Genomic DNA, 13582 nt, shown 5'->3' with positions numbered 1-13582 from the left:
TAAACGGCCGGGCCGAAAAAATGGTCTCGACGCAATTTCGAGTTCATGACCGGCCGGTTATCCCGATTACCATTCGCTGATATACGGATTACCCGAACGGTGACGGACTATTCCCGTTGTCGCCCTATGGTTTTCGCGTGAGCAATTCTTATGGAACAAATCATCCCAGGACCACGACGGTGCTGGTGCTCGGCATTCTGAGCCTGGTGCTGTGCCAGCTCCTCGGGCCGGTCGCCTGGATAATGGGCAAGAACGCGCTGAAGGAGATCGACGCCTCCGGCGGCGGCATCGGCGGGCGCGGCAACGTCAAGGTCGGCTACATCTGCGGGATCATCGCCACCGTACTGCTCGTGATCGGCATCGTCGCGGGCATCATCGTCAACGTCGCGGGCGGCTCATCGGAGACCGCGGCCGCATTCGCCGCCTGATTCACCCCTTCAACCCCTATTCATCCCTTCAACCGCAGGACCGCGAGGACCCGGCGGTGATGGGTATCCGACGGCGGCAGGTCGAGTTTGGTGAAGATATTGCCGATATGCTTCTCCACCGCCCGCTCGGTGACGCTGAGCGCGCCCGCGATGGCATTGTTCGACAACCCCTGCGCCATCAGTTCCAGCACCTCGCGCTCGCGCGGGGTGAGGCGGGCCAGCGAATCCTGCTGGCGGGATGCGCCCATCAATTGACTCACCACCTCCGGGTCGAGTGCGGTGCCGCCGGTGGCGACCCGCTGCAGCGCGTCGACGAATTCGCGCACATCGGCGACCCGATCCTTCAGCAGATAGCCGACACCGGCCGCGCCACCGGCGAGAAGTTCGGTGGCGTAACGGGTTTCGATCCATTGGGAGAACACCAGCACGCCGGTCATCGGGTATTTGCGGCGCAGTTCGAGCGCGGCGAGCAGCCCCTCGTCGGTGAAGGTGGGCGGCATTCGCACGTCCACCACTGCCACATCCGGATTATGCTGCCCGACAACATCATTGAGTGTGCTGGCATCGCCGACCATGGCGACCACGTCATGTCCGCGCTCGGCGAGCAGCCCGGCCAGCCCGTCCCGCAGGATAGCGCTGTCCTCGGCGATCACCACCCGTAGGCCGGATTCGTTGGCGGTCAACGGGATACCTCCTTCGGCAGTAGTAGCGTCACCGCCGTCGGCCCGCCGGGCGGACTCTGCACGGTGAGCGTGCCGTCCACCGACCTGGCGCGCGCGGCCAGGCCGGACAGCCCGCTGCCCACCCCGATCACCCCGGACTCGGGCGGTAATACTCCGCCGATGCCGTTGTCCCGCACGGTAATCGCAATGGTCCTGGCATCCGTCGGCACCACCGAGACCCAGGCGCGGTCGGCGTTCGCGTGTTTGACGACGTTGGTGAGCAGTTCGGCCACCGAGAAATAGGCGATTGCCTCCACCGCCGGACTCGGCCGCTCCGGCAGCAGCACCCGCAGCTCCACCGGGATCGCGCAGCGCGAACTCAGCGTCTCCAGCGCCGGAGCCAGCCCCAATTCCAGTGCGGGCGGATGGATTCCGCGCACCAGCTCGCGCAGCTCGGTGAGCGCCTCCTTGGACGACGCGCGCGCGTCGGCGATCAGCTCGGTGGCATCGCCGCCCGCGGCGATCCGCTCCTCGGCGCGCCCGAGCGTCATGGCGATGGTCACCAGCCTGGCCTGCGCGCCGTCGTGCAGATCCCGTTCCACCCGGCGCAGCGTCGTCGCGGAATCCTCCACGGCGATCTGCCTGCTCACGGTGAGCTCGTGCATCCTGCGATCGCGGGCCGTCGAGCTCAGCAGCGCGGCGATGAGCAGCCGGTGCACGACGCAGATCGCGCGAATCAGCCACGGCAGCACGAACAGCGCGACCACGCCGACCAGCGAGAGCAGCAGCATTCGCGGCCAGGTGTCGAAGTAGAAGTTGCCGAATTGCAGCATCGAATGACGTTCGACGCCGTTGCTATCGATATTGGTCGGGTGGAATACCGCCCACACGACCGGCGAGAGCACCAGGAAAACCGCCATGGCGATCGCGGCGAGCACGAAATAGCCGACAACCAACCCGAGAATCACCTGCAGGAACAGGAAAAGCAGTGCGCGCCAACTGGTTCGATCGGTGAACGCGCTCTTCAGGAAGCCGAACAGGCCCGGTACCGGCGCGAACTTCGGCGGCGCCGGCAGCGGCGAATCGAGCAGATCCTTGGCCAGCGCCAAATAAATCCGGCCCCATACCCGCCCGCCGAGCAGCACCAGCGCGAGCACCGGAACACCGACGATGGTGAACGAGAAGAGAATGCCGCCGCCCACCGCCAGATATCCCCACGTCGCGGCCAATCCGCCGAGCAGGAAGGCCGTCAGCAGATAGGCGATTTCTTTCCAGGTTCGCAGCTGGATCGGCGCGCGTAGTACGGCGCGGGCCACCGCGCGGGCCCGCGCGCCGGGATCCCCGGACGGCGCGTCCGCGACGAGGGTTTCGACAGGCGTCTCGGTCATATCTCCATGGTTGTCGGTATCGGACGGGTATTCGATCGCGCTGCCCACCGAATTGGAGGTGTGGCCAGCTACACCATGCCACTACCATCCGGGGTGTGACCTATCCGCCGCAGCAGCCCTATGGGCCATACGGGCAGCAGCCGTACGGGTATCCCGCCTACTACCAGCGGCCACCGGATCACCCACAGACCACAACGATCATGATCCTCGGCATTCTCGGCGTCGTCATGTGTCAGGCGCTCTCCCCGATCGCCTGGGTGATGGGCAGGCGCGCGCTCGCCGAGATCGATGCGTCCGGCGGCGCGATCGGCGGACGGAGCAATGTGCAGATCGGTTATATCTGCGGCATTATCGGCACCATTCTGCTGATCCTGTTCGCCGTCTTGATGGTGGCCGCGTTCGCGCTGCCGTTCATCTTCTTCGGGCTGTTCGGCACGAGCACCGGCGCATAGCCGCCGGTTATCGCCGCGACCGCCCGAATTAGCATCGACGGAGTGAATTACCCATCGCCCGACGCCACCGCGGCACGCGCAGGTGTCCATCCGGCCCCCGACGAAACGGAACTCGCCGGCCCCACCGAGTGGGGCGAACATCCGCGCGGCGTCGGCCCATGGGTGCTCGAATACGGCACGCCCGCACCGGACGATCCGCGTTTCGATCCGGAATTGCTGGCGGGCGGTGACCGGCGCAATGTCGTCGACGCCTATCGGTATTGGCGACGGGAGGCGATTGTCGCCGATATCGATCGGCGCAGGCATCCGTTCCATGTGGCGATCGAGAATTTCGGGCACGACGCGAATATCGGCACCGTGGTGCGCACCGCGAATGCCTTTGCCGCGGCCGCGGTCCATATCGTCGGCAGGCGGCGGTGGAATCGGCGCGGCGCGATGGTCACCGATCGATATCAGCGCATCGAACATCATGCCGATATCAGCGAATTGCTGGCGTTTTCCGAACGGGCCGGGCTCACCGTCGTCGCGGTCGACAATGTGCCCGGTTCGGTGCCGCTGGAGACCGCGACGCTGCCGCGCGAGTGCCTGCTGCTGTTCGGGCAGGAGGGTCCCGGCGTCACCGCACACGCGAAAGACGGTGCGGCCATGACTGTTTCGATCGCGCAGTTCGGCTCCACTCGGAGTATCAATGCCGGTGTCGCCGCGGGTATCGCCATGCATACCTGGATCCGTCAACATGCCGACCTCACGACCGCTTGGTAATTCGACGAAAAACGACGCGACACGCCCGAATTCCCAGGTAGGAGTTCAGTATCTCCGTTATGTAACAAATCGGGCACGAAACGTCGCCGCAAACTGGCACCATTGACGCATGACCTCGCGGAGCGGCCAGCACCCACAGACCAGCCCCGGCGCCGCGCAGAGCAATACCAGTGCAGCGACGGAGCCCACCGCAACGCCGACCGAAACCGGTGCCGAACCACCTCCGGTCGGCTCCGCAACCCCGGACGCCACCGCGTCCGGAGCCGAAGCGGCTCGCACCGCGCAAGCCGGTACCGCGCAATCACTACCGAAAGGACAGCCGCGCCGAACCGGACGCGATGTCGACGCGGCGGACGCCACCCCGGCCGTCTGGTCCGAGCGCGCCGATATGGCCGAGTCGGCGATCGTCTCCCGCCATCTGCGTGCCGTATGGGCCTTTCCCGGAACGCATTTGGGTGTCGTCGGCTGGCCGGCCACCAGGCGGGAGCGCGGCTTCGCGTACTGGAACTATTGGTGGCAGGCCCATCTGATCGACTGCGCCGTCGACGCCGCCAACCGGACCCCGACGCCGGCACGGCGCAAACGCCTTGCGGCACTTACCCGTTCGCATCGGCTGCGGAATATCACCGGCTGGACGAACAAGTACTACGACGATATGGCCTGGCTGGCCATCGCATTGGAGCGCGCGGCCCGCACCCAGGGCGTCACCGAGGCGCGCGGCGCGCTTGTCGCGCTGGAGAAGCCGCTGTACGAGGGCTGGGCGCCGGAGAAGGGCGGTGGGCTGCCGTGGCGGCTCGGCTCGGATTTCTACAACGCCCCGGCCAACGGTCCCGCGGGGATCGCGCTGGCCCGGCTGGGTCATCACGCCAGGGCGCAGGAGATGGCCGACTGGCTGGACGCGACCCTGCGCGACCCGGAATCCGGCCTGATCCTGGACGGTATCCACCTGCCATCCGGTGAGATCGAGCGTCCGGTGTTCACCTACTGCCAGGGCGTGGTGCTCGGTCTGGAGACCGAGGTCGCGGTGCACACCGGCGAATCGCGCCACGTCGAGCGGGTGCATCGGCTGCTCGCCGCCGTCGAGGAGCACATGACCACCAAGGGCGTCATCCACGGGGGCGGCGGTGGTGACGGCGGCCTGTTCAACGGCATCCTGGCCCGCTATCTCGCGCTGGTCGCGCTGATGCTGCCCGGCGCGGAGCCCGAACAGGTCGACGACCGGCGCAGGGCCGCCGCGATCGTGCGCGACTCGGCGCGGGCCGCCTGGGCGAACCGCCTCCAGGTCGAGGGCGAACCGCTGTTCGGGCACGAATGGAACAAACCGGCCACGCTACCCGGCGGCACCGCGGGCGCGGCGCGGTTCACCGCGGGCGGCTCGGTCACCTCGTCGCGGATCCCGGAACGTGATCTCTCGGTACAGCTTTCGGGTTGGATGCTGATGGAGGCGGCCTATTTGGTGAGCGCGGCCGGGCTATGACCCGGGCCTATCCCTCGGCCTCGCAGGTGCGGGCCGACCCGCCGCGTTCGATGGTCGGCGTCGGCCCGAGGTCGAAGTCCTCGGCGGGCTTGCGCATCTCCTGCCGGTAGTGCCGAATGCCGAGCACGGTGCCGATGACCAGGCCGACCACCAGCGTGCCGATCACCGCGGGCATCAGCCACGGCACCCGCTCCAGGAAACCGCCCGCGTAGTAGCCGATGAGTAGTAGCACCGGCGCCCAGATGACCGCGCCGACGGTGCTGGCGATGGTGAACTTGCGATGGTCCATCCCCGCGGCGCCCGCCACCGTCGGGCACAGCGTGCGCACCCACGGAATCCAGCGCGCGACCAGCACCGCCAGGAAGCCGTGCTTGTGCAGCAACTCCGAGACCCGCTGCAGATTCCTGGTGTTGATGTAGCGGCCGTTCTTGCGCGCGACGATGTGATGACCGGTGCGCTGCCCGATGACGTAGCCGACCTGATTGCCCGCGATCGCGGCGACCATCGTGCCGAGCGAGAGCGCCCAGACGTGCCGCTCATCGGATGCGTTGGACGCCATCACGATTCCGGCGGTGATGAGCATCGAATCGCCGGGCAGGAACAGGCCGAGCACGATCGCGCATTCCAGGAAGACGAAGGTCAGCACCACCGTCCAGACGAGCGCGGGCCCGGCCGAGAGCAGTGGGTCGAAACTGCCCACGGCTAGGGGCAACTGCACCGCGGACACCTGCTCAGTGGATGGGCTCGTTCGTCGGAGCGGCCAGCTCTCCGTTCGCCGAACCGGACACGTCCCGGTTGAGCAGCCGCTTCGCGAAGGCGATGATGCCGGGCAGGATCGAGATCAGCACGATCAACAGGAAGATCGCCTCGACGTTCTTGCGGATGAATTCCACATTGCCCAGGAAGTAGCCGAGGACCGTGACACCGCCGCCCCACAACACCGCGCCGACGATGTCGAAGGCGACGAACTTGCGGTAATCCATCTTCGAAACGCCCGCGAGCACCGGCATGAAGGTGCGCACGATCGGCACGAAACGGGCCAGGATGATCGTCTTCGGCCCGTGCTTTTCGAAGAATGCGTGCGTCTCGGTGACGTAGTGCTTCTTGAAGAAGCGGGTGTCCTCCTTGCGGAAGATCGCCGGGCCGATGCCCCGGCCGATCCAATAGCCGGACTGGTCACCGAGGAAGGCGACGATCGCCACCGCGGGCAGCAATACCCACAGCTCGACCGGCGGATGCGGTTGCGCGCTCAGCAGGCCGCCGGTGAACAGCAGCGAATCGCCGGGCAGGAGCGGAAAAAGCAGACCGGTCTCGATGAAAACGATCAGCAGAATGGCGGGCAGCACCGCGTGCTTCAGCGAGGACTCGGTGAGCAGATACATCGGGTCCATGAAACGGGGCAGCAAGGCAAGGTTGCTCGTCACCGCATCGGTAGCAGCCAGCGCAATCACCCGGCCCACAGTACCGGGTGTCGCTGAAAATGCTGTATGGAATGGCTGCCGCGTACCTTCGGCGCCGCGCGCGTGTGCATTGTGTCTCCCGTCAAAGACGGCGAAACCACGCTGGCCTAGTCTGTGAACTGACAAAATTGTCTCTTGACGCACACACGGAGGTCTTCACAGTGCCCATCGCGACTCCGGAGGTCTACGCCGAGATGCTCGGTCGGGCCAAAGCGAACTCCTTTGCCTTCCCGGCGATCAACTGCACGTCGTCGGAGACGATCAACGCGGCCATCAAGGGCTTCGCGGATGCGGGCAGCGACGGCATCATCCAGTTCTCCACCGGCGGTGCGGAATTCGGTTCCGGCCTCGGCGTGAAGGATATGGTCGTCGGTGCGGTCGCCCTGGCCGAATTCGCGCATGTGATCGCCGCCAAGTACGACGTCACCATCGCGCTGCACACCGACCACTGCCCGAAGGACAAGCTGGATTCCTTCGTGCGCCCGCTGATCGCGATCTCCCAGGAGCGGGTGAACGCGGGGCAGAACCCGCTGTTCCAATCGCATATGTGGGACGGCTCGGCGATCCCGATCGCCGAGAACCTGGAGATCGCCAAGGAGCTGTTGAAGGCCACCTCCGCCGCCAACATCATCCTCGAGGTCGAGATCGGTGTCGTCGGCGGTGAAGAGGACGGCGTCGAGGCCGAGATCAACGAGAAGCTCTACACCTCGCCGCACGATTTCGAGCGGACCATCGATGCGCTCGGCTCCGGCGAGAACGGCAAGTACATCCTGGCCGCCACCTTCGGCAATGTGCACGGCGTGTACAAGCCGGGCAATGTGGTGCTCAAGCCGGAGGTGCTGGCCGAGGGTCAGCGCGTCGCGGCCGCGAAGCTCGGCCTGCCCGAGGGCTCCAAGCCGTTCGATTTCGTGTTCCACGGCGGTTCGGGCTCGCTGAAGTCGGAGATCGAGGACTCGCTGCGGTACGGCGTCGTGAAGATGAACGTCGACACCGACACCCAGTACGCGTTCACCCGTCCGGTGGCGGGCCACATGTTCGCCAACTACGACGGCGTGCTGAAGATCGACGGCGAGGTCGGCAACAAGAAGACCTACGATCCGCGCAGCTACCTGAAAAAGGCAGAGACTTCGATGGCGGCGCGGGTCGTCGAGGCGTGCAATGATCTGAAGTCCGCGGGACGCTCGATCAGCGCCTGACCTAACGACCCCACGGGGGGCTTGGAGCACATGAGTCTGGATGTGCGCGTGCTCGGGCCCGTTCGATTGCTCGTCGGCGGTGAGCCGGTGGCGGTCGGCGGGCCCAAGCCGCGGGCCTTGCTCGCCGCGCTGACGGTGAACCGGCGACGCGCGGTGAGTTCGGCCGCCTTGGCCGATATGGTGTGGAACGAGGATCCACCCGATTCCTATGCGGCGAGTCTGCAGGTATTCGTTTCGAATATCCGTAAGGCCCTGCGTAATTCGGGTGTCGATCCGGCGATGGTGCTGCGCACCGAATCGTCCGGTTACCGGCTGGAGATCAGCGAGAACGAATGCGATCTCGGGCGTTTCGAGGCGGCGCGGGATGCGGGTGCCAGGGCCGCCGAGGTCGGCGACCATCCCGGAGCCGGCCAGCTTTTCGGTGCGGCGCTGAAGGAGTGGAGCGGTCGCGCGCTGGCCGATCTGGCCGGTCTGCAGTTCGCCGACGGATTCGCCACCGCGATGGACGAGGAGCTGCTGCTCGTCACCTCCGCCCGGATCGATGCCGAAATCGCTTGCGGGCGTGCGTCATCGGTGATCGGCGAGCTGGTCGCGCTGACCACCGACCATCCGCTGCGCGAACCGCTGTGGGTGCAGCTGATCACCGCGCTGTATCTGTCGGGGCGTCAGGCCGATGCGCTGGATGCCTGCCGCCGAGTGCGCACCGTCCTCGCCGAAGAACTCGGCATCGACCCGAGCCCGGCGCTGATGGACCTGGAGCAGCGGGTGCTGCGCCAGGAACCGCTCAGCACCATGGAGATGAAGCGCGCCGAGCGAATGGCCGCGGCGATGACCGAGACGGTCACCGAACTGCCGCGCGCCGTGCGCAGCGGCCAACTGCGCATGCCGGACGGCCGGGCGGTGCGAATCGCCCAGGGCGGCATGCGAATCGGCCGGATGACCGATAACGATCTGGTCCTCGACGATCCGAAGGCCAGCCGCTACCACGCGCACATCATGCCGAGCCGGGCCGGGCTGCTGATCAAGGATTTGCATTCGGCCAACGGCGTTTTCGTCAACGACGCACCGATCGACAGCGGTGCGCTGCTCGCCGACGGGGATGCCATCCGGATCGGCGCGACCGTGCTTACCTTTCAGGCGATTTCGTAGCGGACGCGCCTAACGGGCGCTGCGGACGAAGCCCGACCTCGGCTGCGAGGCACTCGCCTAGTACTCGCAGTCGACTCCGTCGTGGTTCGAATCCAGGGCCGGGTTGTAACCGGGTTCGCCGACGGTGAGTGGGCCCGGATGCATGGCCCGCACCGTGCTGCAATCGAAGTAGATGGTCGGTTCTTGTTTGTCCTTCTTGTCCGCCTTCTCCTGCTCCTCGATCATTTCCCTGGAGCGATCCGGATCGTTGACGGAAATCGTCTTCGCCGATGGGATGGGGGGTGCCGCTGCGGCCTGCGGCGCGCATGCGATGCCGACGACCACCAGTCCGGCGCCGCACAGCGCGGGCAGAGCATAGAGAACCTTCACCCCTTCATCCTGCGCCCTACTGGACGGTATCGTGCGCGGCGACCGGCTGAAAGTCTGCTGTGAGTTGCCGGGGAAATCTGTTGTGCGGTTCGGAAAGTCGCACCATTTGTCGGATGTCCGGCGGGTAGGGTCACTCACTGGTGCGGGTACAGCCATCGGATTTCGAGGGGATGCCTATGGCCGGGCGGTTCGTTGCCGCGGTCGGTGCGGTGGTGTTCGCGGCAGGCGCGCTCGTCGGGCCCGCCGATGCCGCGCCTGCCGGCGTCGGTCCGTGCTCGAACGATCCCGCACCCACCCACGAGCCGCTGGTCCCCAAAACGCTCGAGGTGCCCATCCCGTATCCGGCGATCACCGTGGTGCCGCAGCGGCCCGCCGAACCGGCGCCGACCCGCACCGAAATGGAGTTGCCGCCGGATCCGTGCACCAACCCGTGCCCGGACCTCACCGACCGGCCCGCACCGCCGCCCGGCCTGGCCCAGCAGCTCGGTATCCCGGAAATCCTGTTGCGCCCCAAGCCTTTCTATTTCGCCATACCGGGACCGAGCCCGGAACCGGGACCGGCGCCGCCGCCACCCGCGCCGGTACAGCCGCCCACCGAACCCGCGGCGCAGACGCCCGCGCGGCCCGCGCCACGGATCGGCGAAGTCCGCGAGGTCGCCAAGCTCACCGGAGCCGATTCGGTGAACCGCACCGATAAGCGCTGGCAGGTGCAGGGCACCGACCTCGGCATCATGTGGGAGAGCGCACCCGGTGAGATCGCCGTCGCATTCGGCGACACCGTCGGCCGGGAATTCCATCCGCCCGGCGGTATGGGATCCGATTGGCGCAGCAACGTTCTCGGCTTCAGCACCGACCACAACCTCGCCGCGGGCATGATCATCGATCGCATGGTCACCGACGACCGGTGCCACGCCGCGGAGGTGCTGTCCAGTCGCAAACTCGACAATGTCGAGATAACCACCATTCCCACTTCGGGTTTCGCGATCGGCGCGCGACAGTACCTGAGCTACATGTCGATTCGCACCTGGAACAGCATTCCCGGCACCTTCTACACGAATTACGGCGGTATCTCCTACTCCGACGACCACGGCCAGACCTGGACCAAGGATCCGTACGCGCGCTGGGACGACATCTTCGGGCTCGCGAATTTCCAAGTGAGCGCGATGGTTCCGCACGGCGACTACGTCTACATGTTCGGCACGCCGAATACCAGGCTCGGGCAGGTCGGGCTGGCACGGGTACCGAAGGATCAGCTCCTCAACACTACCGCCTACCAGTATTGGCGGGACGGAGACTGGACCCCGGTCGGCGGATCCGCCTCGGCGACACCGATCGTCGATGGCACCGTCGGCGAACTCTCGGTGCGATTCGACGCCTCCCGAAACGTTTGGCAGATGAGCTATCTCGACACGCAGCGCACGGCAATCGTTGTGCGCGAAGCGGATTCACCGCAGGGTGAGTGGTCCGATCCCACACCGACGGTCCATGTGTCGGACTATCCGGAACTGTACGGAGGCTTCATTCACCCCTGGTCGTCCGGATCGGACCTGTACTTCAACATTTCGACGTGGAGCGATTACAACGTCTACTTGATGCACGCCACCATCGAGTGACGATCCGCGAGGTTCCCACTGACCGAGGATGTCAGTGGTTCGCCGATAGCCTGCCCGGACCCGTTCAGAGGAGAGGCAGCGGATGATCCACAGCGACGAAACCTTCGACGGCACTTGGCCGTTCCGCCCGAACTACACCGAGGCCGCCGGGTTTCGCCAACACTATGTCGACGAGGGTCCCCGGGATGCGCCCGAAACCCTTGTCCTACTGCACGGCGAGCCGACGTGGGGCTATCTGTGGCGGCACCTGATCGGCCCGCTCGCCGCCGACCGCCGGATGATCGTGCCCGACCACATGGGTTTCGGTAAGAGCGCAACCCCACCGGACCGCGAATACCTCGCCATCGAACATATCGACAACCTGGAAACCCTGCTGGTCGAGGTGCTGGACCTGCAGCGAATCACCTTGGTGCTGCACGATTGGGGCGGCCCGATCGGCGCCGGATTCGCGGCGCGCCACCCGGACCGGATCGCGCGCATCGTCGCGATCAATACGGTGCTACCCCTGGGCCAGCCCGGCTATCAGGAGCTGATGAACGCCAACCACGATGACAGCGCCTGGTTCCGCTGGGCGGGCGCGGCCCAGGCCGACGGCTCGCTGGAGCAGATTCTCGGCAACGCCGGCCACACCGTGACCCATCTGATGCTGGCCCTACAGACCATCACCCACCCGGAGATCGTCACACCGACCTGGATACGCGCGTACGCAAGCCATTTCACCGATCGCGCGGCCTGCCGCGGGGTAATCCGATTCCCACAGCAGTTGGTCACGCCAGGCGCGAAACCGCCTGTGCTACCACCGGATCCGGAGATCGCGACCATACTGCGGGCCAAACCGGCACTACTGCTGGAAGGTATGCGCGACAACGCCCTGCTACCACGTCACATCATCCCCGCGTTCCGCGCCGCGTTCCCCGACGCACCGATCGTCGAATTGCCCGAGGCAGGGCACTTCCCGCAGGAGGACGCACCACAGGCACTACTCGCCGCTATCGAACTGTTCCTGCAATCGACGGACGTGCGGACAGTAGCCCGCGCCTAACCTGTCCCCGAAGCCCGTCCGTCATGACGACGGGCGGGCTTCATTCGCCCGCGGATCGCCGACCAGGTATCAGGCGGCCGCAGCGGTGACCGAGATCAGGATCGGTTGTCGGGATGGGTAACCGGGTGGACCACGAGCAACCGCTCAAGGCCGAGAAAATCGTCCGGATTAACCGTGAACAGCGGAAGTTTGTTCGCGATCGCAGTGGATGCGATCAATAAGTCGACGTAATACCTGCGTGGTTTGCGACCGACAGCAACGGTAGCCGCATACACCCGGCCGAATGCTCGGGCAGCCGCAGCCGTGAACGGGATCGGCTCGAACTCCGCTTCCGTTCGGCCCAGCACCGCCATTCGCGCGGCAACCTCCTCGGGGTCATCAGTGGCCAGCGGACCAACAGACAACTCGGCCAGCGTGAGTGCGCTGATTGCTTGCTCGGCGGGAAGCTCATCCTGATCCAGCCCATCCATCAGGATGAGCACATTCGTGTCGAGCAAACCCTGTCGCGGCAGTGTCATGCGTCGCGGCCCGCTTCCCGCGCACGATCGAACGGGTCGTACTCCGATTCCTCGAACAAGGCACGGACATCGTCACGAAACCTGCGATTGTCCAGCACCGGCGCACCGGAAAACGCAGCGGCAATTCGCTCTTTCGGGACGAACGTCGGACGCGGGCCGATTGGTGTAACTGTGGCGATCCGGCGTCCGTTGCGAGTGACCGTGAAGGTCTCCCCCCGCTCGACGGCGTCCATGATCTCACTCGCGCGCAGCTTCAGGTCGCGCTGATTGATCTCATGAGGCGTGGACATGAACCAAGTGTAGCCCAATGTCCCACACCGTGGCCCCAATGATCGCGTGCACGAATTCACGCGTAGGCTTCAGCCCCTCTACAACGGTTTCACATGCGCTCGGGGATCGGCGAGTAAGTACTGCGCGGCGGTGTAGGTGGCGAGGATGACGCCCTCGGTCAGCCGTCGGGCACGCTCGCTGCGTGCGAACAGCTTGCGCAACACGATCAGGCCGTCGGAGGCGGTGAACAGCAGGGCGCCCAGGCCGAGCCGGCTGCGTGGGTCGGGGCCCGGGATATTCAGGCCCGCAATTGTTTTCGTTTCGGGGGCCAATTCTGGGTCGGAGGCGAGGACGGCGGCCGCACCCAGTGTCGCACCGTAAACAGTAAGCGGCACAGCGACATTCGGCGCTTTGGCGCGCATCAGAGCGGCGGCGCCGAGCCAGGCGCCCAGCCTCGGCAGTGCGATATCGGGACGTGGGCGGGCGCCGTGACGCAACCACAGCGTCGCGTATCCGGCCTGCATCACCGCGAAAGCCGAAGCGCCGCAGATCAATCGGCGTTCGTCGTCGGGTTCGATGAGCAGGGTGTCGCCGATCGTGGCGGCGGCGAGGGAGCCGAGCAGGACGGTGCGGTCGGCTCGGTCCATGCCGGAACCGTGGGTGGCCACGTCGGCGGCGAGCAACGGCATCAGCAGCGGTTTAGCCAACCACTGCAACCGATTTCGGCCGCACAAAGCACCGTAGACGGTCACCGCCGCAGCGGCCAGATACCCGGCGCGAAAAGGACGCATCGCAG

At 65.9% G+C, this 13582-nt stretch carries 16 protein-coding genes; 8 read left to right on the top strand and 8 right to left on the bottom strand.

Features of this window, described 5'->3' with window-relative positions:
• Window positions 1–137: 137 nt before the first annotated feature.
• Window positions 138–428, top strand: coding sequence for a DUF4190 domain-containing protein (locus LGY53_RS08400; protein WP_225726049.1), 291 nt, complete (start codon window positions 138–140; stop codon window positions 426–428).
• A 20-nt stretch (window positions 429–448) separates the two neighbouring features.
• On the opposite strand, the gene LGY53_RS08395 is transcribed toward LGY53_RS08400, so the two are convergent.
• A complete protein-coding gene (locus LGY53_RS08395; protein ID WP_225726048.1) occupies window positions 449–1111 on the bottom strand; it encodes a response regulator transcription factor in 663 nt (220 codons plus the stop codon).
• Window positions 1108–2478: a sensor domain-containing protein gene (locus LGY53_RS08390; RefSeq protein WP_225726047.1), complete on the bottom strand. Its 1371-nt coding sequence runs from the start codon at window positions 2476–2478 to the stop codon at window positions 1108–1110. The genes LGY53_RS08395 and LGY53_RS08390 overlap by 4 nt, the downstream gene beginning before the upstream one ends.
• A 95-nt stretch (window positions 2479–2573) precedes the next feature.
• Here LGY53_RS08390 and LGY53_RS08385 point away from each other — a divergent pair, with 95 nt between their 5' ends.
• From LGY53_RS08385 to LGY53_RS08375, 3 genes are all read left to right on the top strand, one after another.
• The gene (locus LGY53_RS08385) at window positions 2574–2930 is read left to right on the top strand and encodes a DUF4190 domain-containing protein (protein WP_225726046.1); all 357 of its coding nucleotides are present in this window, start codon (window positions 2574–2576) and stop codon (window positions 2928–2930) included.
• A 42-nt stretch (window positions 2931–2972) separates the two neighbouring features.
• Window positions 2973–3692: a TrmH family RNA methyltransferase gene (locus LGY53_RS08380; protein WP_225726045.1), complete on the top strand. Its 720-nt coding sequence runs from the start codon at window positions 2973–2975 to the stop codon at window positions 3690–3692.
• Window positions 3693–4080: 388 nt separating this feature from the next.
• Window positions 4081–5169, top strand: coding sequence for a glycoside hydrolase family 76 protein (locus tag LGY53_RS08375; RefSeq protein WP_225726281.1), 1089 nt, complete (start codon window positions 4081–4083; stop codon window positions 5167–5169).
• A gap of 7 nt (window positions 5170–5176) precedes the next feature.
• Here LGY53_RS08375 and LGY53_RS08370 read toward each other — a convergent pair whose 3' ends face one another.
• Window positions 5177–5881 carry a DedA family protein gene (locus tag LGY53_RS08370; protein ID WP_225726280.1) on the bottom strand — a complete coding sequence of 235 codons (705 nt, stop codon included), beginning with the start codon at window positions 5879–5881 and terminating at the stop codon, window positions 5177–5179.
• Between the two features lie 19 nt (window positions 5882–5900).
• The gene (locus LGY53_RS08365; RefSeq protein ID WP_225726279.1) at window positions 5901–6593 is read right to left on the bottom strand and encodes a DedA family protein; all 693 of its coding nucleotides are present in this window, start codon (window positions 6591–6593) and stop codon (window positions 5901–5903) included.
• Between the two features lie 197 nt (window positions 6594–6790).
• On the opposite strand from LGY53_RS08365, the gene fbaA reads away from it, so the two are divergent.
• Window positions 6791–7825 (top strand): class II fructose-bisphosphate aldolase, encoded by a 1035-nt coding sequence (gene fbaA, locus LGY53_RS08360; RefSeq protein WP_167478448.1) that lies wholly within the window; start codon window positions 6791–6793, stop codon window positions 7823–7825.
• Window positions 7826–7855: 30 nt separating this feature from the next.
• On the top strand, window positions 7856–8974 hold the full coding sequence (locus LGY53_RS08355; RefSeq protein ID WP_167478449.1) for a BTAD domain-containing putative transcriptional regulator: 1119 nt from the start codon (window positions 7856–7858) through the stop codon (window positions 8972–8974).
• A gap of 57 nt (window positions 8975–9031) precedes the next feature.
• On the opposite strand, the gene LGY53_RS44100 is transcribed toward LGY53_RS08355, so the two are convergent.
• The gene (locus LGY53_RS44100; RefSeq protein WP_225726044.1) at window positions 9032–9343 is read right to left on the bottom strand and encodes an excalibur calcium-binding domain-containing protein; all 312 of its coding nucleotides are present in this window, start codon (window positions 9341–9343) and stop codon (window positions 9032–9034) included.
• 176 nt (window positions 9344–9519) lie between these two features.
• On the opposite strand from LGY53_RS44100, the gene LGY53_RS08345 reads away from it, so the two are divergent.
• Together LGY53_RS08345 and LGY53_RS08340 are read left to right on the top strand one after the other, a co-directional pair.
• Complete coding sequence (locus LGY53_RS08345) at window positions 9520–10956, top strand: DUF4185 domain-containing protein (RefSeq protein WP_225726043.1); 1437 nt, start codon at window positions 9520–9522, stop codon at window positions 10954–10956.
• An 82-nt stretch (window positions 10957–11038) separates the two neighbouring features.
• Entirely contained in the window at window positions 11039–11998 is a 960-nt protein-coding gene (locus tag LGY53_RS08340; RefSeq protein WP_225726042.1) for an alpha/beta fold hydrolase, read from the top strand.
• A 95-nt stretch (window positions 11999–12093) separates the two neighbouring features.
• Here the strand turns inward: LGY53_RS08340 and LGY53_RS08335 are convergent, their stop codons facing one another.
• The 3 genes from LGY53_RS08335 to LGY53_RS08325 all read right to left on the bottom strand — a co-directional run bounded on the left by LGY53_RS08335 (window position 12094) and on the right by LGY53_RS08325 (window position 13577).
• Window positions 12094–12516: a type II toxin-antitoxin system VapC family toxin gene (locus tag LGY53_RS08335; RefSeq protein WP_225726041.1), complete on the bottom strand. Its 423-nt coding sequence runs from the start codon at window positions 12514–12516 to the stop codon at window positions 12094–12096.
• Window positions 12513–12806: a type II toxin-antitoxin system Phd/YefM family antitoxin gene (locus LGY53_RS08330; protein ID WP_225726040.1), complete on the bottom strand. Its 294-nt coding sequence runs from the start codon at window positions 12804–12806 to the stop codon at window positions 12513–12515. Before LGY53_RS08330 ends, LGY53_RS08335 begins: the two co-directional genes overlap by 4 nt.
• Before the next feature lie 78 nt (window positions 12807–12884).
• Window positions 12885–13577: a lysoplasmalogenase gene (locus LGY53_RS08325; protein WP_225726039.1), complete on the bottom strand. Its 693-nt coding sequence runs from the start codon at window positions 13575–13577 to the stop codon at window positions 12885–12887.
• Between the last annotated feature and the right edge of the window lie 5 nt (window positions 13578–13582).

Source organism: Nocardia sp. JCM 34519.1 (genome assembly GCF_020361265.1).
GTDB classification, from domain to species: domain Bacteria; phylum Actinomycetota; class Actinomycetes; order Mycobacteriales; family Mycobacteriaceae; genus Nocardia; species Nocardia arthritidis_A.
The sequence above is the reverse complement of the archived record's forward strand: the minus strand, read 5'-3'. Positions and strand labels throughout refer to the sequence as shown.

What these genes read in the sequence shown, in the direction of transcription:
- LGY53_RS08345 (WP_225726043.1), top strand. Translation starts at nt 9,520, where the DNA reads ATGGCCGGGCGGTTCGTTGCCGCGGTCGGTGCGGTGGTGTTCGCGGCA.
- LGY53_RS08355 (WP_167478449.1), top strand. Translation starts at nt 7,856, where the DNA reads ATGAGTCTGGATGTGCGCGTGCTCGGGCCCGTTCGATTGCTCGTCGGC.
- LGY53_RS08330 (WP_225726040.1), bottom strand. Translation starts at nt 12,806, where the DNA reads ATGTCCACGCCTCATGAGATCAATCAGCGCGACCTGAAGCTGCGCGCG.
- LGY53_RS08335 (WP_225726041.1), bottom strand. Translation starts at nt 12,516, where the DNA reads ATGACACTGCCGCGACAGGGTTTGCTCGACACGAATGTGCTCATCCTG.
- LGY53_RS08390 (WP_225726047.1), bottom strand. Translation starts at nt 2,478, where the DNA reads ATGACCGAGACGCCTGTCGAAACCCTCGTCGCGGACGCGCCGTCCGGG.
- LGY53_RS08375 (WP_225726281.1), top strand. Translation starts at nt 4,081, where the DNA reads ATGGCCGAGTCGGCGATCGTCTCCCGCCATCTGCGTGCCGTATGGGCC.
- LGY53_RS08325 (WP_225726039.1), bottom strand. Translation starts at nt 13,577, where the DNA reads ATGCGTCCTTTTCGCGCCGGGTATCTGGCCGCTGCGGCGGTGACCGTC.
- LGY53_RS08340 (WP_225726042.1), top strand. Translation starts at nt 11,039, where the DNA reads ATGATCCACAGCGACGAAACCTTCGACGGCACTTGGCCGTTCCGCCCG.